Annotated in this window: 18 protein-coding genes; 10 read left to right on the forward strand and 8 right to left on the reverse strand. The window is 65.2% G+C overall.

The window, feature by feature from the left end:
- Positions 1–232: 232 nt before the first annotated feature.
- On the reverse strand, positions 233–1,372 hold the full coding sequence (gene wecB / locus QWJ37_RS06830; protein WP_290244881.1) for a UDP-N-acetylglucosamine 2-epimerase (non-hydrolyzing): 1,140 nt from the start codon (positions 1,370–1,372) through the stop codon (positions 233–235).
- 413 nt (positions 1,373–1,785) lie between these two features.
- On the opposite strand from wecB, the gene QWJ37_RS06835 reads away from it, so the two are divergent.
- From QWJ37_RS06835 to QWJ37_RS06850, 4 genes are all read left to right on the forward strand, one after another.
- On the forward strand, positions 1,786–2,799 hold the full coding sequence (locus tag QWJ37_RS06835) for a DAK2 domain-containing protein (protein WP_290245281.1): 1,014 nt from the start codon (positions 1,786–1,788) through the stop codon (positions 2,797–2,799).
- Complete coding sequence (locus QWJ37_RS06840; RefSeq protein WP_290244882.1) at positions 2,789–5,008, forward strand: ATP-dependent DNA helicase RecG; 2,220 nt, start codon at positions 2,789–2,791, stop codon at positions 5,006–5,008. The genes QWJ37_RS06835 and QWJ37_RS06840 overlap by 11 nt, the downstream gene beginning before the upstream one ends.
- A gap of 60 nt (positions 5,009–5,068) precedes the next feature.
- Positions 5,069–5,635 carry a 16S rRNA (guanine(966)-N(2))-methyltransferase RsmD gene (gene rsmD / locus QWJ37_RS06845; protein ID WP_290244883.1) on the forward strand — a complete coding sequence of 189 codons (567 nt, stop codon included), beginning with the start codon at positions 5,069–5,071 and terminating at the stop codon, positions 5,633–5,635.
- A 289-nt stretch (positions 5,636–5,924) separates the two neighbouring features.
- The gene (locus tag QWJ37_RS06850; protein ID WP_290244884.1) at positions 5,925–6,818 is read left to right on the forward strand and encodes a GT-D fold domain-containing glycosyltransferase; all 894 of its coding nucleotides are present in this window, start codon (positions 5,925–5,927) and stop codon (positions 6,816–6,818) included.
- Positions 6,819–6,855: 37 nt separating this feature from the next.
- Here the strand turns inward: QWJ37_RS06850 and QWJ37_RS06855 are convergent, their stop codons facing one another.
- Complete coding sequence (locus tag QWJ37_RS06855; RefSeq protein WP_290244885.1) at positions 6,856–7,644, reverse strand: fused MFS/spermidine synthase; 789 nt, start codon at positions 7,642–7,644, stop codon at positions 6,856–6,858.
- Positions 7,645–7,679: 35 nt separating this feature from the next.
- Positions 7,680–8,927, reverse strand: coding sequence for an aminotransferase class I/II-fold pyridoxal phosphate-dependent enzyme (locus QWJ37_RS06860; protein ID WP_290244886.1), 1,248 nt, complete (start codon positions 8,925–8,927; stop codon positions 7,680–7,682).
- Between the two features lie 40 nt (positions 8,928–8,967).
- Here QWJ37_RS06860 and coaD point away from each other — a divergent pair, with 40 nt between their 5' ends.
- Positions 8,968–9,441 (forward strand): pantetheine-phosphate adenylyltransferase, encoded by a 474-nt coding sequence (coaD, locus tag QWJ37_RS06865; protein WP_227901462.1) that lies wholly within the window; start codon positions 8,968–8,970, stop codon positions 9,439–9,441.
- Here the strand turns inward: coaD and QWJ37_RS06870 are convergent.
- Positions 9,438–10,019 (reverse strand): YdcF family protein, encoded by a 582-nt coding sequence (locus QWJ37_RS06870; RefSeq protein WP_290244887.1) that lies wholly within the window; start codon positions 10,017–10,019, stop codon positions 9,438–9,440. The genes coaD and QWJ37_RS06870 overlap by 4 nt on opposite strands.
- 228 nt (positions 10,020–10,247) lie before the next feature.
- Here QWJ37_RS06870 and QWJ37_RS06875 point away from each other — a divergent pair, with 228 nt between their 5' ends.
- From QWJ37_RS06875 to QWJ37_RS06895, 5 genes are all read left to right on the forward strand, one after another.
- Positions 10,248–10,814 carry a DUF177 domain-containing protein gene (locus QWJ37_RS06875; RefSeq protein ID WP_227901578.1) on the forward strand — a complete coding sequence of 189 codons (567 nt, stop codon included), beginning with the start codon at positions 10,248–10,250 and terminating at the stop codon, positions 10,812–10,814.
- A 2-nt stretch (positions 10,815–10,816) separates the two neighbouring features.
- The gene (gene rpmF, locus QWJ37_RS06880; RefSeq protein ID WP_146364453.1) at positions 10,817–11,020 is read left to right on the forward strand and encodes a 50S ribosomal protein L32; all 204 of its coding nucleotides are present in this window, start codon (positions 10,817–10,819) and stop codon (positions 11,018–11,020) included.
- Positions 11,021–11,108: 88 nt separating this feature from the next.
- A complete protein-coding gene (rnc, locus tag QWJ37_RS06885; protein WP_227901464.1) occupies positions 11,109–11,816 on the forward strand; it encodes a ribonuclease III in 708 nt (235 codons plus the stop codon).
- Between the two features lie 12 nt (positions 11,817–11,828).
- Positions 11,829–12,809 carry a bifunctional DNA-formamidopyrimidine glycosylase/DNA-(apurinic or apyrimidinic site) lyase gene (gene mutM / locus QWJ37_RS06890; RefSeq protein ID WP_290244888.1) on the forward strand — a complete coding sequence of 327 codons (981 nt, stop codon included), beginning with the start codon at positions 11,829–11,831 and terminating at the stop codon, positions 12,807–12,809.
- 262 nt (positions 12,810–13,071) lie between these two features.
- Positions 13,072–14,556 (forward strand): HNH endonuclease signature motif containing protein, encoded by a 1,485-nt coding sequence (locus QWJ37_RS06895; protein ID WP_290244889.1) that lies wholly within the window; start codon positions 13,072–13,074, stop codon positions 14,554–14,556.
- Positions 14,557–14,609: 53 nt separating this feature from the next.
- Here QWJ37_RS06895 and QWJ37_RS06900 read toward each other — a convergent pair whose 3' ends face one another.
- The 4 genes from QWJ37_RS06900 to QWJ37_RS06915 are packed head-to-tail and all read right to left on the reverse strand — an operon-like array spanning position 14,610 to position 20,227.
- Positions 14,610–15,428 carry a serine hydrolase domain-containing protein gene (locus QWJ37_RS06900; protein WP_290245282.1) on the reverse strand — a complete coding sequence of 273 codons (819 nt, stop codon included), beginning with the start codon at positions 15,426–15,428 and terminating at the stop codon, positions 14,610–14,612.
- Between the two features lie 10 nt (positions 15,429–15,438).
- Entirely contained in the window at positions 15,439–16,512 is a 1,074-nt protein-coding gene (locus tag QWJ37_RS06905; RefSeq protein ID WP_290244890.1) for an NAD-dependent epimerase/dehydratase family protein, read from the reverse strand.
- Positions 16,509–19,208 (reverse strand): alpha/beta fold hydrolase, encoded by a 2,700-nt coding sequence (locus QWJ37_RS06910; RefSeq protein WP_290244891.1) that lies wholly within the window; start codon positions 19,206–19,208, stop codon positions 16,509–16,511. The genes QWJ37_RS06905 and QWJ37_RS06910 overlap by 4 nt, the downstream gene beginning before the upstream one ends.
- Positions 19,202–20,227: a 3-oxoacyl-ACP synthase III gene (locus QWJ37_RS06915; protein WP_227901580.1), complete on the reverse strand. Its 1,026-nt coding sequence runs from the start codon at positions 20,225–20,227 to the stop codon at positions 19,202–19,204. The genes QWJ37_RS06910 and QWJ37_RS06915 overlap by 7 nt, the downstream gene beginning before the upstream one ends.
- Positions 20,228–20,416: the final 189 nt, after the last annotated feature.

Here is a 20,416-nt window from a genome sequence, read left to right on the forward strand (position 1 = left end):
ATACGTAATGACCCCCAAGTTCCCTGGCTGTAGGTAATTCCCCTCAAGCTATTCAGATGGCACCAAAGAGCCTCTTTTTCACGAACAATCAGCAGTAGTCTCCGGATGGGTGGAAGCGCAAAAATGCCGGTAGACCACGGTTTCATAGCGATGTTTGGCGGTCTTCCAAGCAAACCCGTTCATCCGCGAATGGACGGCGGTTCTGGAGCGCTCGGCGGGCGGTGCGTAGTCCTCAGGACCGGATGGCGTAGGGCCGGTCCGCGGTCAGAAGTTTTTCCATGGCATCAACACACCGGCGGGCGGCATGTCCGTCCCCGTACGGGTTGACCGCTCCGAGCCCTGCCGACAGGCGACTGGCGTCATGCAGCAGCAGGTCAACCTCGCTGACGATGCTGTCCTCGTTGGTGCCGACAAGTTTCGCCACGCCGGCCTCCAATACCTCGGGCCGTTCCGTGGCGTCCCGCATCACGAGGACGGGAGTTCCGAGGCTGGCTGCCTCTTCCTGCACCCCGCCGGAGTCCGTGAGGACAACGTTTGCCAGACAGAGCAGCCGGGTGAATTCCCCGTATTCGAGCGGTTCCGTGATGTGGACGTTGGGGAGCCTGTCCACATAGGGCAACACTGCAGACCGGACGGCCGGATTGCTGTGAATCGGCAGGACAATCGTCAAATCCGGCTCGGCTGAGGCAATACGTGCCAGCGCCCGGCCAATGCGGTGCATCGCTTCGCCCTGGTTCTCGCGCCGGTGGGTGGTGACCAATAGCATTTTTCGCCCGCCGGAGGCCAGTTCCTGCAGCCGTGTATCAGCGAATCGGATCTCTCTGTCCATAGCGGAATACAGAGCATCCACAACGGTGTTCCCAGTTACCACAATGTTTTCCGGCCTGACTTTCTCCGCCAGCAGGTTGTCCCTGCTGGTTTCCGTGGGTGCCAGATGGAGGCTCGAGATCTGAGTGGTGATTTTCCGGTTTCCTTCTTCGGGAAACGGTGCATGTAGATTGCCGCTTCGAAGCCCGGCCTCCACGTGGACAACCGGGATGGTGTGGTAGAAAGCAGCCATGGCTGCCGCGGTTGAGGTAGTTGTGTCGCCCTGGACCACAACGGCATCGGGACGGTTGACGCTGAAAAGCTTGTCGAGGCCGTTTATGGTGCGGGTGAGAATGGCGTTGAGGGACTGACCCGGCTCAAAGATATCGAGATCATGGTCGGGCACGATGTCGAACAACGCGTTCACCTGGTCCAGCATTGACCGGTGCTGCCCGGTCACCGTGATGAAGCACTCCAAGGTGTTGGACTTTTTCAGCTCGGCAATGATCGGGGCCATCTTGATAGCCTCCGGGCGGGTGCCGTAGATAGGCATAATAACTGGCAAGGGAACCCCCAATTTGAACCTGGAACGGTTTAGCTTAGGGCCGAAAAACGCTGATGACAGCAGAAATCTAATGGTTGGTCTGCGTGAAAAACGGTTCTTATTACTTGAGAACCGCGTGCCGGTTACTCGAGTAAGCGGACTGCGTGCGGAAGGCCCGGCCACACCTGCCGCCATACCTGCCGGCATTCCGCCAGGTGTACGGCGGCGCCCAACCCGCCGCTACGAAGCGTCCGTTTCCTCCCGAACCGGCGGCAAATCGTTATCGGCGTCTGTCAGTGCCCTGCGGTAGGCTTCCTAATGACATAAACGGTTAGCGGCAAGGACGGCGGGAACCGGACGGATGGCCCAGATGAGCCCCATAAGCAGGAATCGGGATTACTTTGCAGACTAAGATCACCGCCAACGCGCAAGCGCTGAAGCGATGGTTGAGCAACGCAGAGGTGTCCCTGGGCAACCACAGCGACCGCCTCAATGCCATCAACATCTTCCCGGTGGCCGACGGCGACACCGGTACCAACCTGTACCTGACCCTGTGTGCGGCTACGGAAGCAGCGGCCGAGGCCGACACCGCTGACATCGGTGAACTCCTGGGCCTGGCAGGCCGCGCCGCGATGGAATCCGCCCGCGGAAACTCGGGCACCCTCTTCTCCGTTTTCCTCACCTCCATGGCCGAGCCCCTCGCCGGCGCCGTCCGGCTCTCCGCACCGCTGCTGGGCGCCGCCCTGCAGCGTGCCCAGCTGCGGTCCTGGTCCGTGCTCAGCGACCCGGTTCCGGGCACCATGCTTTCGGTCCTTGAAGCAGCCGCACACGCCGCCTCGGACAGTGAAGCCGCTATCACCGGAGATGACAGCAACGCAGGGCTGGCCCTGACCCTGCGCGCCATGATGGATGCCGCGCTGGCCGCCGTCGTGGATACCGAAAACCAGCTCGATGCGCTGACCGAAGCACGGGTGGTGGATGCCGGCGGCGTCGGCTTCCTGCTCATCCTGGATGCCCTGCGCGCGGCGGCACTGGGGGAGGAGCTGCAGGAGGAACTCCTGGACGGGCTGCACGGCTACGACGTCCAGGCCCCGCACATCCACGCGCACATGCCCCGCATGGAAGGCGTGGAAGTGATGTGCACCATCAACCTCAGCCCGCTGGATGCCGCCACCCTGAGGCTTCAGCTGGACGAGATGGGGGACTCGGTGATCATGAGCGCCGTCAGCCCCGTGGAGGACGGCTACCGCTGGCGGGTGCACGTGCACACGCCGGACGCCGGCGCCACCATTGACCTGCTGCGCCAGCTCGGTGAACCCATGAACCTGTCCATCACCGAGCTTTCGGCTGACGGGCACGAGACCCGGGAACTTCCCGTCATCACGCCTAACCCTGACTTTCCGGTCTTCCCGGGGGCAGGGGAGACCTCCAAGGCACATGGACTCTAGGCTCCCCGGGGAACTCGAATTCCCTCTGGACCGGCGGATCGGCAAGACCACCGCCAAGGCACTGGAAAAGCATCTGGGCCTGAAGACCGTGGGGGACCTGCTCCACCACTTTCCGCGCCGCTACCTGGAACGCGGCGAGCTGACACCCATTGCCGAGATCCCTTTTGATGAAGAAGTCACCCTGATTGCCCGCGTGCAAAGCAACAACCGCCGGCAGATGCGAGCCCGCAAGGGGACGATCGTTGAAGTAGTGGTCACCGATGACACCGACGGCAGCCTGGGGCAGCTTCACCTGACGTTCTTCAATGGGTTCAATGCCGCCAAGGAGCTCGTCGTGGGCAGCCGGGCCATGTTTTCCGGCAAGGTCGGCGCCTACAAGGGGCAGCTGCAGCTGACCAACCCCAGCTATGTCCTGCTGGATGAAGACGCCGTGGATGAAGAGGAAGCCAAACGGCCTATTCCCGTCTACCCGGCCGCCGCCAAGGTCGCCAGCCCCACCATCGCCAAGTCCGTGGCCATGCTGCTGGACACCCTGCAAACCGAACGGCTGCGTGATCCCCTTCCCGCGTCGATCCGGGACCGGGAGTGCCTCCTCGGCCTGACCGAGGCGTATGAGCAGATCCACCGCCCCGCCGAGGTCGCCGACGCCTACAAGGCCCGCCACCGGTTCCGCTACCAGGAGGCGCTGGTCCTGCAGACGGCACTGGCCCGCCGTCGTGCCCTGACTGCGCAGGAGGAGGCAACCGCCAGGCCGGCGGTGCCCGGCGGCCTGCTGGACCGCTTCGATCAGTCCCTGCCGTTCACCCTCACCAGCGGGCAGGCGGAGATCGGCCGGGAGCTGTCTGCGGAACTGGCCGGGGACCATCCGATGAACCGGCTCCTGCAGGGTGAGGTGGGCTCCGGTAAAACACTGGTGGCCCTGCGTGCCATGCTGCAGGTGATCGACGCCGGGGGACAGGCAGCCCTGCTCGCCCCCACCGAGGTCCTGGCGGCGCAGCACTACGAATCAATCAGCGCCATGCTTGGCCCTCTGGGCAGGGGCGGGCAGCTGGACGGGGACCCGGACGGCACCCGGGTGACACTGCTGACCGGATCCATGAACACCGCCGGCCGCCGTGCCGCCATGCTGGATGCCGCCAGCGGAGCCGCCGGCATCATCATCGGCACACACGCACTGCTGTCCGAGCATGTCAGTTTCGCTGATCTTGGCCTGGTGGTGGTGGATGAACAGCACCGGTTCGGCGTGGAGCAGCGTGACGTGCTGCGCACCAAGGGTCACAGCACCCCGCACCTGCTGGTCATGACCGCCACCCCCATTCCGCGGACGGTCGCCATGACCGTCTTCGGCGATCTGGAGGTCTCCACGCTCACCGAGCTTCCTGCCGGCCGGGCACCCATCTCCACCTTCGTTGCTCCGCTGGCGGAGAACCCCCAGTGGGAACAGCGGATCTGGGCCCGTGCCCGGGAAGAGATCGACGCCGGCCGGCAGGTGTACGTGGTGTGCCCCAAGATCGGTGCCCGGGAAGATGAGCCGGGCAGCGACGTCGCGCTGTTCGATGACGACGGCGGCACCCGGGAGCGGGCCCAGCGCCAGGAACTGACGTCCGTCACGGAGCTGACCGAATACCTCACCACCGTCCCGGCGCTGGACGGAAAAGTGGTTGCCCCTCTGCACGGCAGGCTGGACCCGGCGGACAAGCACGAGACCATGACCGCGTTCAACCGCGGGGATATCGACGTGCTGGTGTCCACCACCGTCATCGAGGTGGGCGTGGACGTTCCGAACGCCTCGCTGATGGTGATTATGGACGCTGACCGGTTCGGCATTTCCCAGCTGCACCAGCTGCGCGGCCGGGTAGGCCGTGGCGGGCTGCCCGGAACGTGCCTGCTGGTTACCCAGCTGGAACCGGGCCACCCGAGCCGGGAGCGGCTGGAGGCGGTGGCCGCCACCACCGACGGCTTTGAACTCTCCCGCAAGGACCTGGAGCTGCGCCGCGAAGGCGACATCCTCGGTGCCAGCCAATCCGGTGGCCGGTCCACCCTGAAACTGCTGCGCGCCGTCCAGGATGAAGCCCTCATTGAAAAGGCCCGTGCCGACGCCGTGGCCCTGGTGGCCGAGGATCCGGACCTTCGCGGATATCCGGCCCTGGACGAAGCCATCGAGGCGTACCTGAACCCCGAGGCCGAAGCGTTCCTTGAGCGGGGCTAGCAGGCGCCCCGGGCACCCTCCGGTTCCGGCCCGCTGCCCGGTGGCGGATAAGGTGAAAGCATGAGCCGCATTATTGCCGGAGCCGCCGGCGGAACCACCCTGTACAGCGTTCCCGGGGACGGAACCCGTCCCACCACCGACCGGGTGAAGGAAGCACTGTTCTCCCGGCTCGAGTCCTACGACATCCTGCAGGACGCCAGAGTGCTGGACCTGTTCGCCGGTTCCGGAGCACTGGGCGTGGAAAGCGCCAGCCGCGGCGCCCGCAGCGTGGATCTGGTGGAGCTGGCTGACAAGGCCGCCGCCACCTGCCGCAGCAACGCGGACCTGGTTTCCAAGCTCCTGGGCCATTCCCGCGTGAACGTGCACCGGGCCAAAGCCGAGACCTACCTGATGCGGGTGCCGGCGGACGTCCGCTGGGACCTGGTGTTCATCGACCCGCCGTACGCGCTTACCGAAGGTGAACTCGACGCCGTGCTGACCCCGCTGGCCGGCCACCTGGCCGAGGGGGCCGTGGTGGTGCTGGAACGGTCCACGCGTTCACCGGAACCGGGCTGGCCGGCCGGGCTGGAGCGCTTCAGCGAGAAGAAATACGGCGAAACCACGCTCTGGTTCGCCGAGCCGAAGTAGGCTCCCGACCGAGTAATACGAGGTTGAATCATTGTGATTCAGCCATTGACTACGCCTCTTCCATATAAGAAGCTCGATCATGCTAGGCCCGATTCTGGGTGGGATGAGTCTGTGGGGCTGATAACTGACACCGCCTAAGCCGGTCCTACGGGCAATGTCCGAGGATGGCATGCTCCTCCTTGCGGTGTCAGTTGCTACAGAACATCGGAGAATCTTCGATGTTCTGTAGGTGAAGGCCAGCGCTAAGGATCGACGGACCTCCATCCGACATCAAACCAAGGGGGAACCATTGTCAAGCGCCGATGATGCACTCATAGAGCACGCAGCCCGCCAGAATCGCTTACTCGAAGACATACTTCAGGTTTTGAAGGTTCAGGGCCAGGCGATAGCCAAAATTCAGGAAGAATCCGTCACTACGCGTCGTCTTGTCGACGGACTAAAGACGATGGCAAGCCAACCTTTGTTGGATGAGGTTAGGCGGGCGTTTCATGGCAAACAGCTAAGTTTTATGGACACTTTGCATGCGATATCCGCAGAGTCCCTTAGCTTCGCTAGGTTCGGCGATGGCGAATTGCGGAACATGTTTCGCCCGGAGTACAGCATATATTTCCAGCGTAACAGTGCCGAGCTTTCTTCCGATTTGAAGGCGGCGTTCGCGGGCGAGGGGGCATCCAACCTACTGATTGGCCTTCCCCAAATCTTTGCTGATCACTTGCACTGGAATGTGGTGCTCCATGAGTTGTGGTCGGATATGAAGGCCTACGTGGGAGAGCTCCCTCGCTTCGGCAATCTGCATGTGACTAGACCCGTTGCCTTTCAGGCGCATGGTGACGACTTGGTAGACGCATGGAGGCACATATGGGACGACAGGGAAGTGCTCATCGTGACCGGCAAGGGGTCACGTTTTGAGTTGGAACCGGATCTATTCGATAATCTGAGAGCATGGCGATTCGAACATAGTCTGCCGAGAGATGCCTATTCCGATTTGAATCGCGTCGAACAGGCTGCTGTAGATGCGCCTGAGAAGATGGTGTTGATTTCGCTAGGACCCGCGGGAAGCGTACTCGCGCACCGACTTGCGAAAGCTGGGAAACAAGCACTTGATCTGGGGCATTTGAGTAGCAGTTACGCCAATGTTATGAAAGGTGGCGCCTTCCCGGAGCGTACGGCGGTTGCTAGATAGCTAGATAACTCCACCAGGGCTGCACATAGGCGCTTCGCTAGGACGCGAAGACGTCCAGTTCCTCCCCGGTGAGCACCGCCGCCGGGTGGGGTCCGGCCGCCAGCAGGCTCCGGGTCCATTCCTCCGGCCACCCGAACGGTGTTGCGGCCAGCACAATGTTGCCCGGATACCTGCCGGTGAACATGTCGGCCGGGCCCAGTGCGGCAACGTCGCCGTCGCTGCAGCCTGCCGCTGCCAGGCCGGCCAGAAGCTCGCGGATCTGCCGGCGGGCGAAGGCCAGCGGCGGATCATCGCCCACGTTCACCAGCAGCACGCCGTCGGGGGAGAGCAGGCGTGCCAGCTCTGCGTAGAACTCCGCCGTTGTCAGGTGTCCCGGCGCGTCGGCGCCGGCGAAGATGTCCAGGACGACGGCGTCGAACTGCCGGCCGGCAAAGCGGTCCAGGGACTCCCGGGCATCACCGATGACGGTTTCCAGATGGGTGCCTTCGGGCAGGGGCAGATGCGCCAGGACAAAGTCCAGCAGTTCGCGTTCGAGTTCAACGGCTACCTGCTCGGAGCCGGGTCTTGTGGCCTGTAGGTATCGGGTCAGGGTCAGTGCCCCCGCGCCCAGATGCAGTGCCCGCAGCGGCTGCCCGGGCGCTGCGGCCAGATCCAGCACGTTGCCCATCCGCCGCAGGTATTCGTAGAAGATCTCCTCCGGCCGCGCCAGATCCACGTGGGACTGCTCCGCTCCGCCGATGCTCAGCACAAAAGCGCCGGGGGTGAATCCGTCCTCAGTGATGGCGGCATGCGCACCGATGCCGCGCAGCAGCCGTGACGCGGTCACACCGCCCCGCCCGGAGCCGCCGCGTCCTGACGTTTTCACAGCACACCGCCCAGTCCGGCGAGGCGTTCGGATGCCAGTTCCAGGACCTCGGTCTTCTTGCAGAAGGCGAACCGCAGCAGCGAGCGGGTGCGCCGCGCGCCGTCGTCGTGGCAGAAAACGGCCACCGGTATGGCCGCCACCCCGATCAGTTCCGGCAGCCGGCGGGCCAGGGACGTGGCATCGGTGATGCCCAGCGCGGAGGTATCCGCCGTGACGAAGTACGTGCCCTGTGAGGGCAGCACGGCCATACCCGCAGCCTGCAGGCCGGAGCTGAGCAGGTCCCGTTTGGCCTGCAGGGTGGCAGCGGCGCCGGTGAAGTACTCATCCGGAAGCTCCAGGCCGACGGCGACGGCGGACTGGAACGGTGTGCCCGAGGTGTAGCTGAGGAAGGTCTTGACGGTCCGCACCCCTGCCACCAGGGCCGCCGGACCGGTCACCCAGCCGATCTTCCAGCCGGTCACGGAGAAGGTCTTGCCGGCGGAGGAGATGGTCAGTGTCCGCTCCGCGGCCCCCGGCAGCGTGGCTACGGGGATGTGTTTCGCGGCGTCGAAGGTGAGGTGTTCGTAAACCTCGTCAGTGACAATGACGGCGTTGTGCCGGGCGGCCAGATCGACTATCTGCTGCAGGACCCGCCGCGGAAAAACCGTGCCGGTGGGGTTGTGCGGATTATTGACCAGAACCACCCGCGTGCGGTCGGTGAAGGCCGCCTCCAGTGCGCCGTCGGCGGGCAGGAAGTCCGGCGCCTGAAGGGCAACCGTGGTGTGTGTGGCGCCGCTGAGGCCGATCACCGCGCCGTAGGAATCGTAGAACGGCTCAAAGGTCAGCACCTCGTCGCCGGGGCCGGTGAGCGCCAGCAGGGTGGAGGCAATGGCTTCGGTGGCGCCGGTGCTGGCGATCACCTCGGTGTCCGGGTTAAGGTCCAGGCCGTAGAACCGCTTCTGGTGTGCCGCCACCGCGTTGCGGAGCACCGGAAGGCCCTGGCCGGGGGCGTACTGGTTGGCGCCGCCCGCAATGGCAGCCCGGGCGGCGTCGAGCATTTCCGCGGGGCCGTCCTCGTCGGGGAAACCCTGGCCGAGGTTAATCGCCCCGTGCCGTCCGGCCAGGGCGGTGATTTCCTCGAAAATGGTCACGCCCAGGTTGCCGTCCGGAGCCAGGAGGTTGGCACCGGCGGCGGTGCGCTGCCAGGGGGCGGGGCCCGGAGCCTGCCGGGAGCGGAGCAGGGACGCGGCTGGTGAAGAACTCATCCACCAAGTATTACCCCGCCGCACCCGGTAGATTCGACTTATGCGACGCGCTGTATGCCCCGGTTCCTTTGATCCCATCCACAACGGCCATGTGGAGGTGATTGCCCGTGCCGCGAGTCTTTTCGACGAAGTGATCGTGGCGGTGTCCACCAACTATGCGAAGAAATACCGTTTCTCCGCCGAAGAGCGCCTGGAACTGGCGTCGGAAACCCTGGGCTCGCTGCGCGGAGTATCCGTTGTTCCGATGGGGGAAGGCCTGCTGGCTGAGTTCTGCCGCGAATACGGTGCCAACGCCATTGTGAAGGGCCTGCGGTCCGTGCAGGACTACCAGTACGAACTGCCGATGGCCGTGATGAACCGGCACCTCACCGGCGTCGAAACCGTGTTCCTGCCGGCCGAGGGCAGCTACACTCACCTCTCCTCCTCCCTGATCAAGGAAGTGGCCGGGCTGGGCGGCGATATCTCGGAGTACGTGCCGGGAACCGTGCTGAAGCGGCTGCTAACTCCGCGCTAGACCGGATTGGCGCAGGCCGGGCGGACAAAGCCCGCAGCGATTCCGCCGGTTTCCTCCACGAAACGGCCCATCCAGTTGGTTAGGCCAATATCCGGCTGCGACGCCACCAAAGTGATGTCCACCGAACTGCACTGTTCCAGGTTCAGGCCGGCACGGGCAACGTGATAGCTGGAGGTCACCACAATGATGTTCCTCCACCCGTTGTCCCTGGCCAGCCGTGCCACAGCCCGGGCCTCGCCGCGGGTGGTCATGGGCTCGGGGGAAAAGCACATTACCCGCGGGTTCACGTTGTGCGTGCAGATATAGTCGGTCCGCGCATTCCCCGGCGTATGGGTGGCAGACAGCGCCAGCACCGGTGCACGGTTCCCGCTCAGCAGGTCCAGTCCCACGGGCAGCCGCTCGCTGCTGGCGCCGGCCAGGACAACGACGGCGTCGGCCCGGGGAGGCTCGTCGGAAGCGGCCGACGGAAACACAAACAGGTTTACAGCCACCAGCAGCCAGACGAACCCCACGCAGAGGGCCGCCGTCGTCAGCTGTATAAGGACGCGGCGGCGCAGGAGCCGGTGGAGGGAAGGCACGTACCAACCCTAGGCGACGGTGGCCCGGCAGGCCTGCAGGACGTCCGGTTAGCGCCACGGCCGGGGACGGGTAAACTGGTCTCGGAACACCGTGCATGCACGCGTTCTTCGGCTGCCTGCCAGCCGCAGTTTGAGAGATACCGGCAAGTCAGGCTAAGATGATATGTCGGTCTATGTTCTACAGGAGTTCTCATTAGCGAATTTTCGCGGTCCAATCCGGATTCTCCCCTGGCTATCAACGTCAGGGACCTCGGGCGCAGCCCGGGAACGATGCGGACCATGCATGAACATGTACCGGCACCGAAAGACTTCGGTGTTGCGCTTATCGGCGTTCCGGAAGGATCCGACCTCGAGCTTGATCTGAGGTTGGAGGCCGTGCACGAAGGGATTTTGGTGTCCGGCGACGTAATCGCTCCCGTAAGGGGCGAATGCGGCCGCTGCCTGAAGCCACTCGCGTACGACCAAGAAGTCGATGTGCAGGAACTCTTCTACTACGAGGACGCTGAGTCCTTCGAAGAAGAAGAGGAAGAAGAGCAACGCCGGATCGAGCGAGATGTCATCGATCTTGAACCGGTATTGCGGGACGCCGTGGTTCTTACCATGCCGTTCCAGCCGGTGTGCCGGGAAGACTGCGAAGGCCTTTGCTCCGAATGCGGAGCGCGCCTTGAAGAGGATCCGGGTCACCACCATGAAGTCATGGATCCTCGCTGGGCAGCCCTCGCCGGGCTGACCGGCACCGCCGCAGAAGATACTGCGGCACCAAGTACAGAGTCAGACGAGAGAGAAGAGAGTTAGTCGTGGCTGTTCCGAAGCGGAAAATGTCCCGCGCGAATACACGTGCACGCCGGTCCCAGTGGAAGGCGACCGCGCCCAACCTGGTGAAGACCGTGGAGAACGGCCGCGTCACCTATAGCCTGCCGCACCAGGCCAAGGTCGTAACCGACTCCGCCGGCACCGCGCTGTTCCTTGAATACAAGGGCCGCAAGGTCGCGGACGTCTAAGACCAGTGTTCGGGTCCGCTATGTACACCCCTAGGGATGTTGCTGCAGGCGGGTCCGTGAATACTGCTTTTCGGGTTGTATCCAAAAAGTGAAGAATACTGAAGAGCTTATGAAGCGTCTCGGTGTCGATATCGACGCCGGGACGCTTCGTCTTGCACTCACGCACCGTTCCTATGCCTATGAGCAGGGCGGCATCCCCACGAACGAACGCCTGGAATTCCTGGGCGATTCAATTCTGGGGTTCTCGGTAACCGATGCGCTCTACCGGGATAATCCTGACCTCTCCGAAGGTGAACTGGCCAAGCGCCGCTCCGCCGTCGTGAGTACCCGAGCCCTCGCCGGCATTGCCCGCGAATTGGGGCTGGGGGAGTACATCCTGCTGGGACAGGGTGAAAAACTGACCAACGGCCGGGATAAGTCCTCCATCCTGGCAGACACCACGGAGGCCGTAATCGGCGCCGTGTACCTGGACCACGGCATTGAAACCGCCCGGCAGATGGTGATGCGCCTGATTGGCCCGCTGCTGGCCGACGCCGACGCCCTCGGCGCCGGCACGGACTGGAAGACCAGCATCCAGGAAATAGCCGCCAGCCGGAAAATGGGCGAGATTGAGTACCGGGTTTCCGGCTCAGGCCCCGACCATTCGCGCAGCTTTGTGGCTGTGCTCCACATTGGGGACAAGCCGTACGGCTCCGGGACCGGCCATTCCAAGAAGGAAGCCGAGCAGGAAGCTGCCGCTGCCTCCTGGAAGATGATCAACGCCAAAAAGACCGACGCCGCGGCTGCCGGTTCCTAAAGGCCCCCGGCTGTGCCAGAGCTCCCCGAAGTCGAGGTGGTCCGCCGCGGACTCGCATCATGGGTCCGCGGCCGCACCATCACCGGTGTCCGGATCCTGGATCCGCGTTCCGTGCGGCGCCATGCCGCCGGCCCCGAGGACCTCGCCGGCAACCTTGAAGGCGCAGTTGTCACCGACGTCGTCCGCCGCGGCAAGTTCCTGTGGCTGCCGCTGGTGGAGGAATCCGCAGTCACCGGCCCCGGGAACGACGACGGCGTCCCGCACCTGGCGCTGATGGCGCACCTCGGGATGAGCGGGCAGCTGCTGATGGAGGATTCCTCGCTGCCCGATGAAAAGCACCTCAAGGTCCGCTTTACGCTCAGCCCTGCCACTGACGCTGCCGGAACGCCGATGCCCTCGGAGCTGCGGTTTGTGGACCAGCGGATCTTCGGGGGAGTATTCCTCACCGACCTGGTCCCCACGCCCGACGGTGAACCCGGCGGGCTTTCCGAGACCGGATTGCCTCTGGTGGCTGCGGAGGCGGCGCATATTGCCCGCGATCCGTTGGACCCGGCCTTCTCCTTTGACGATTTCTACCGCCGGCTGCGCGCCCGCCGGACCGGAATCAAGCGTGCCCTGCTGGACCAGGGGCTGATCTCCGGTGTGGGCAACATCTATGCCGACGAATCCCTTTGGGCGGCCCGGATGCACTTTGCCCGGGCCACCGACACCATGCGGCGCGCCGACGCGCTGCGGCTGGTGGAAGCGGTGCGGGACGTCATGACCCGTGCCCTGGCCGCCGGAGGAACCAGCTTTGATTCGCTGTACGTCAATGTCAACGGCGCCTCCGGGTATTTCGCCCGGTCCCTGAACGCCTACGGCCGCGAAGGTGAGCCTTGCCCGCGGTGCGCTGAGCTGGGGCTGAGCACCCTGATCCGCCGGGACTCCTTTATGAACCGGTCCTCTTATTCGTGTCCGGTTTGCCAGCCGAAGCCGCGGAACGGGCGCTGGTAGGTTTCACGCCTGTTGCACGAACTGGATCGGGTGACCGTCCAGGTCTTCGATTTTGCCAGATGGCACCCGCCGCGAGTGCTCTTTGGTCTGGTGAGGGCACTCGAGCTACGTCCATGCCGGGCAGCAACGTCCAGCAGACTGTCTCGGCGCGGTCCGGCGCGGTGTTAGGGGTTTGTGCACTCGCTGAAGGCGGGAAAAACGGGTAGCGGAACAGGTACTTTCGCCCTGTTTCGCTGCTCTTTTCACGACTACACTCGAACACATGTTCGAATACTCTTCCCCTCAGGAACACCGGCTGCCGGCCACTGCCGGCAGTGCCGCGGTGTATGGATGGGTGGAGGTATTGGCTGAGTCTGACCCTGCCGGACAGGTAACGCCGGCGCTGGCGGAGGATGCCGAACTCATTGACCGGATCCGGGCGCTCGAGGAGCTAAAAGCCGCCGCATCTGCTGCCCAGGCTCGGGCCGCCGTGGCCTTTGATGCTTCCCAGCGCCGGAAGCAGGCGGCAGCGGGAGTCCCGCGCGAAGATCTGGGCCGCGGTGTTGCGTCACAGATTGCCCTGGCACGTAGGGAGTCCGCCAACCGCGGAGGGCGGCTCCTGGGTTTCGCGAAGGCACTGGTCTCCGAGATGCCCTGCACTCTGCAGGCCCTTACGAGCGGGACAATCAGCGAATGGCGGGCAACGTTGCTGGTTCGGGAGACAGCATGCCTGACCTTGGAGGACCGGCAACGGGTGGATGAGGAAGCAGCCGGGGACCCCCGTGTGCTTGAGGGACTGGGTGACCGCCAGATTATTGCCCGCGCCAGAAGTGCCGCCTACCGGCTGGATCCGCAGTCGGCGGTTCGGCGGGCTGCCAAGGCCGCCTCCGAGCGGTTCGTCTCCTGCCGCCCGGCTCCGGACACCATGACGTATCTGACCGGTCTGCTTCCTGTGGCCCAGGGCGTTGGCGTATACGCTGCCTTATCGCGCGAGGCGGACCGGCTCCGTGCTGCTGGGGACGCCCGGGGACGGGGTCAGATCATGGCCGACACCCTCGTGGAGCGGATTACCGGAGAGGCGGATGCCAACGGGATGAAGGTCGAGGTGCAGCTGGTGATGTCGGACCGGACGCTGCTTGCCGGGGACTCCGAGCCGGCCATCGTGGCGGGATATGGTCCGGTTCCGGCGCAGTGGGCCAGGGACTTGGTGCGGGGCACGAGCTTGGCCGGGAAGTCCAGCCGCACCAGAAGGGAGCGGGAGACCGCGGGAACCGAGGAGAAACAGGCCGAACGCTGGATTAAGCGGCTTTACGCCGAGCCTGCTACCGGCCAGTTGATTGCGATGGATTCCAGGTCCCGGCTGTTCCCCAAGTCCTTGGCACGGTTTGTTGCTGCCCGCGACCAGACCTGCCGGATGCCGTGGTGCGGGGCGCCGATCCGGCACACGGACCATATCCGGCCGCGTAAGCGAGGCGGTCCGACCAGTGCTGCTAACGGGCAGGGACTCTGCGAGGCGTGCAACCAAGCAAAGGAAGCACCTGGCTGGAAGACCCGAGTAGCTGACGAGCCGGGATCGCACACCGTCCTTGGATCGCACACCGTCCTTGGGTCCCACACCGTCCTTGGATCGCACACCGTCGAGACCACCACGCCAACCGGGCACAGATACCGGTCCACCGCGCCACCGCTGCCCGGAAGCGGCGGCGGAGAGCATCAGCCAACCGGGACCCTCGAAGTGGGAATCACCGATCTCGTATGGGCGGCATAGGACTGAATCACCGGCACCGGCACCGGCACAGACGCCGACGCCTACACCGGAGCCTAGCGCCCGGCGAGTTCCGCGAGGACAGCATCCGTGAACGGAGGCCAGGCCTCTGCTGCCCACGGACCGAAGTCCCGGTCGGTGAGGCACACGGCAGCAGCCTGCGCGTCCGGGTCGACCCACAGGAACGTACCGGACTGGCCGAAGTGGCCAAAGGTTTTGGCAGAGCTGTTGGTGCCCGTCCAGTGCGGCGACTTGTGATCACGTATTTCGAAGCCGAGGCCCCAGTCGTTCTCCTTTTGCCGGCCAAAGCCCGGAAGCACTCCGGCCAGACCCGGGAAGACCACCTGGCTGGCCTCCTCCAGCCTGCCTGGATCGGTCAGGACGGGTGACTGCAGTTCGGCCGCAAACCGGCTCAGGTCCGCGACAGTAGAAACCGCCCCGGCAGCCGGGGAGCCCTCCAACGCAGTGGCGGCCATGCCCAGGGGAACCAGCAGCCCTTCGCGCATGTACTCGGCGAAGGCGATGCCGGTAGCTTCTTCCAGCTTTTCACCGAGCACTTCAAAGCCCGCGTTGGAATACAGCCGCCGCGTGCCCGGCGTGTAACGGACCGTGCGCTCGCCAAAGTCGTAGCCGCCGGAATGGGCCAGCAGGTGCCGAACCGTGGACCCTTCCGGCCCGGCAGGATGGTCAAGCTCCAGCGCCCCCTCGTCCAGGGCAATGAGCACGGTGTAGGCGCTGAGCAGTTTGGTGACGGAAGCCAGCGGAAAGCGGCGGTCCTGGTCGCCGGCGGTTCCCAGCACCTCACCGTCAGCGGACACCACAGCGGCAGCGGCGTTATCCACCGGCCAGGATTCGATCGTCTGCAGGCTGTTCACAACACTCATCCTAGGAGTTGGGGGAGCGGCCGCCGTAGTGCTCGGCCAGCCGGGCCATGCCGTCTTCGATGGACACCTCGGGAGTCCAGTCCAGGACGGCGCGTGTCTCGCTCTGATCGAACCAGTGCGAGGTGGAAAGCTGTTCGGCGAGGAAACGGGTCATCGGCGGCTCGTCATGGACCAGCCCGCGCTTTCCCGCAGCCAGCCAGACACGCTCGATCACGCTTCCGGCCTTCCGGGCAATCCTGCCGGGCACACTCCACCCCGGAGCTTTCACACCCGCAGCGGCACAGATACCGGCAATCAGTTCACCCACCGGACGGGGCTGCCCGTTGGTCACCACAAGGGCCTTGCCCTGGGCCGCGTCCATCCGGTCGAGCCCGCGGACAATAGCAGCGGCGGCGTTGTCAACATAGGTGGTATCGATCAGGGCGGCTCCGGCGTCGAGCAGGGGAAGGCGTCCGGACCTGGCACGGTCAATCACCCGCTCCACCAGCTGGGTGTCGCCGGGACCCCAGACAATATGGGGCCGGATGGCTGTGACCCGGAAATCGGGGGAATTGGATGCCAGAGCCAGCAGCTCTGCCTCGGCCTTGGACGCGGCGTAGAAGCCCCGGGCACGTGCCGGATCGGCAGTGCCCGCCCCGGCACCGGCAATCGGTTCGCCGAAGTGCGCTACCGAGGGCGAGGAAACAAAAACGACGTCGCGTACCCCGGCAGCGCGGGCAGCCTTGAGGAGAATCTGGGTCCCCAGGATGTTGGTGTCCTCGAACTCCTGCCATTCACCGGTGAAGGACACCTTGGCAGCAAGGTGGATGACGGCGTCCATACCTTCCACGGCGCGGGCCGCGGCGTCAGGATCCGAGACCGAGCCGGCCACGAAATCGGTGCCATCCAGACCCCGACGCCGCTGGAAGGTCCGGACCTTGTGCCCCTGGGCGGCCAGCAGGTCGGCCACGGCACCGCCGAGCAGACCGCTGGCGCCCGTCACCAGGACGTTGCGGGGGACGAAATCGGGGGGTGTAGGTTCGCGGGGTGCAGGTTCGCTGGATACAGATACACCGGGAGCAGAGCTGTTGGTCATCGCGACGCTCCTTCAAAAGCCGGTACCGCGGCGTCGCCCGCCGGAGCGACGGCAGGAACGGCAGGGCCACCCTTGCCGCGTTTGCCCAGCTTCGGCACCGGACCACCGGCCAGCAGCCGTGAGGCCCAGCCTGCCAGAGCAGTACGGTCAATCTTGGAGTTGTGCCGGATATCGGTCGGCATGGCCGGCAGCACCAGCACCGCGGCCAGGTCGTACCCGCAGAGCTCAAGAACCCGGGAGCGCACAGCAGCAGCCAGCTGGGCATCCGCGGGCCCTGCCCGGCGGACCGGGGGAGAGGTTTCCAGAACGGCCACGGGGACCTGCCCGCCGGCGGGGCCGACGCCGACGACGGCCACACGGCCCACGCCGTCTACGCTTTCGGCGGCCTGTTCCCCGGCCACCGGCGTGCGCACACCCTCGGCCGTGGTGAGGATGTGTCCGAGGCGGCCCTCCACCCAGAGCCGGCCGTCGTCGTCGAGGTGGCCGACATCGCCGGTGCGGTGCCAGCCGGGAATCGACGAACTGCGGGACTCGGTAATCCAGAGCCGGTCATACCGGTCCTTCACATGCGGGGCGCTGACCAGGATTTCGCCGGTGCGGTTCGGGGCTGTCAGCGGTTCGCTGCCCACCGAGCCGTCCGGAAGGACTTCGGCAATGGCTACCCGGGCACCGGACACAGGTGTTCCCACGCAGACGCCGTTACCGGAGCCTGCCGAACGGATGCCTTGCAGGCTGATGTCGGTCACCGGCAGGGCTTCCGTCATGCCGTACGGGGTGTGCAGGGAAGCGCCGGGTACCAGCTCCTGCACCTGGGCCAGGAGCGGTTCGGCGATGGGGGCGCCGGCGGACAGCAGCAGCTCCACCTGTTCCAGTGCGGCCTTCTGCGCCGCGTCCAGGCTGCCGGAGGTGGCCAGCACATTGGCCAGCGCCGCCGGAGAAGCAAAGATCGTGGTGGCGTTCACGGCCACGGCAGCATCGGCAAGGGCCGCGGCCGTCAGCGTGCGCGGGGAGGTGACATCCATGTCCGGGGTCACCGACGTCGCACCGAGGGCGGGACCGAGCAGCGCGAACGGAGCGAACCCGGCCACTAGGGACGTGCCGGCACGCAGGTTGTAGGTGTTCCTGATGGCGTCGCGCATCGCAGCCAGCTGCCGGTGCGTGTAGACCACACCCTTGGCCGGCCCGGTGGAGCCGGAGGTGAACAGCACGGCGGCGTCGGCGTCGGGGTCCACGGGGTGCCACGGAACGTCGGAGCCGGCGCCGTCGGCAATCAGTTCGGCCACCGAGTGCTGAACGCCGAGGAGGCGCTTACGGGCCGGGGTGAGCTCATCAACGCTGATCCGGATCCCCGGCCAGCCGAAGGCCCGGGCACCGATCAGGGCTCGGTCAATGCCGATGAGGAAGGCCGGACCTGCGCCCTTGATCGCCCGGCCCAGTCCCTTGGTACCCAACCCGGCGTCGGCCACCACAATGACGGCGTTCAGGCGCAGGCAGGCATAAATCAGCGAGGTCAGTTCTATGCCGGGAGGCACCAGCAGGTTCACCCGGGTTCCGGGACGAACCCCGGCTGCGGCCAGACCGGCGGCCAAGGCGTTGACCCGTTCGGCGAGGCCTGCCCAGGACAGCGTGCGGGGACCGGCGCCGGTGTCGTTTCCGTCCAGCGGCGCCATGTCGACGACGGCGGCGCTGGTGTCGCCCGCCCGCTCGTCGAGTTCGGCCAGCATGGGACGGAACGAATCGCTGCGTCGCAGCGAGGTATTCGCCGGCGTTTCCACGGCAGTCTTTAGCCAGCTGAAAACAGGGGAGGCGATATCCACGTCTTCGGGCAGCAGATGGCTGGCGCCCTCGAACCGGTGGACGGAAGAAGCCGGCATGCGCTCGAGCAGGTCACGCAGGTACCGGTCGGAGAACACCGGATCCTTGGGACCCCAAAGAACCAGGGAGGGAACGTTCAAGCGGCGGATCCCGTCCGCCACGGCGTTGAGCGCACGCCAGCTCGGGTGCGTTTCATCGGCCGGGATGTCGGCGACGAAGTTGGCCACACCCTGCCGGCGCACAGCACTGCGGTACGGCAGTGCGAAGGCGTCCTTTACCGGTGCGCTCAGGGCGGGCCGGGCCAGGGCGTGCGTGACACGGATGAAGGCGTCGGTGCTGCGGGTGCCCCACGGGTGGACGGCCGGATGCAAGGCCAGTTTCAGGGCCGGCGGCAGGGAGAACCCGGCCGGATGCACTGCTGTGTTGGTCAGGATGGTTCCGGCCAGCTGGCGACGGTGCCGCAGCGCCCAGCCGAGGGAAATCACACCTCCCCAGTCATGGCCGACGGTGACCACCGGACCGGCGATGCCCAGGGCATCCGTCAGGTTGCCAAGGTCCGTGATCCGGTCCTCGAGGCGGCGGAACACGCCGGTGCGGTCGGAAAAGCCCATGTCCAGCTGGTCAACGGCCACCACGCGCCACGGCTTCTCCGCCGTGGACGCGGCGGCCAGCAGGCTGCGCCAGAGGTAGGACCAGGTGGGGTTGCCGTGCACACACAGCAGGGTCCCCGCAGGTTCGATACCGTCGGCGGCGAGCTGGGGCCCGTTATCGAGGATGTGCCACTTGTGGACCCGGCCGGGAACGTCGACGGCGGCGGTGGAGGGCACACGGATAAACGTGGACCAGGCTGAGGAAACGCCGGGCCAGAGCTCTTCTACCACGCGATCTCCATCATCGTGGTGTTCAGCCCGGAGCCCACGCCCATGCACAGCACCCGGTCGCCGGGGTTCAGGGTCCGCGCTTCCTGGGCCAGGGTCATCGGCAGCGACGCCGGCCCCACATTGCCCCAGTTCGGGAAGGTGATCGGCACCTTTTCACGGTCCAGGTCCACGGCCTTGATGATGGCGTTGGTGTAGGAGTTGGACACCTGGTGGGTGACATAGCGGTCCATGCCGGTCCAGTTCCAGCCGTTTTCCTGTGCCTCGTTCCAGCCGTCCACTACCAGCTCGAGCCCGCCGTCCAGCAGGCCCTTGGTATCCGTGTACATGCCGTCGACGCCGCCCACGCACAGTTCATGGTGCTGGGTTCCGGCACGCGAAACACCGCCCAGGATCCGGTGTGAGCCGGGGTGCTTATCTGCCCGGCCGATGACCGCTGCCGCGGCGCCGGAGCCCAGGGTGAGGGTGGCGAACTCGCGCAGGTAGTCCTCGCGGGTGGAATCGGGACGGTTGAGCCGCTCGAAGGTGGCTTCCTGCACGCCCTGGGAATCTTCGCCGGCCACAATCAGGGCATAGTTGATCTGCCCTGAGTCGATCATGTTGGAGGCCAGGGTGATGCCGTTGACGAATCCGAGGCACGCGTTGGCAAGGTCGAAGTTCATCGCGGAGGAGGGCAGCCCCAGTCCGTTGTGGATCTTCACTGCGACGGATGGCTCAAGGTTCCGGCGGGTGACCGAAGTGTTGATCAGCAGGCCTATCTGGGAGGCCTCGACGCCGGACTCCGCCAGCGCCTTCGCGCCCGCTTCGATCGCGCCGTCGTCGAACGCGGAACCGGGGGCCCACCACCGCCGCTCGCTGACTCCGGCAACCCGTTCCAACAGCCGTTTGGAAAGACGCAGCCGCTTCAGCGAAGGCTCAAGCCGTTCGTCGAAGGAACTTGACGTCATGACCACCGGAGCTTCAACGCTGTTAACGCTGAGGATGGCCGAGTTGGAGTGCTGGAAGTTGAAGTTCCCGGTCAAAATGCCTGCCTTGTCTGATGATGTGACTATCGCGCTGGCGGCCGCCGTGAAGCCTGCATCCACGCCCTAAAATCATATGACTCATTTATCAGCGTACTTTCCGGCCCCGCGAATCAGCAGGGAAACGGCGGATTACGCTCTCCGAGTAGAGCGGAATTTTGACGCTAACCGCGTAGATTTAGGAGATCA

The sequence above is a fragment of the Arthrobacter sp. YD2 genome, from assembly GCF_030410475.1.
Lineage (GTDB): Bacteria > Actinomycetota > Actinomycetes > Actinomycetales > Micrococcaceae > Arthrobacter_B > Arthrobacter_B zhangbolii.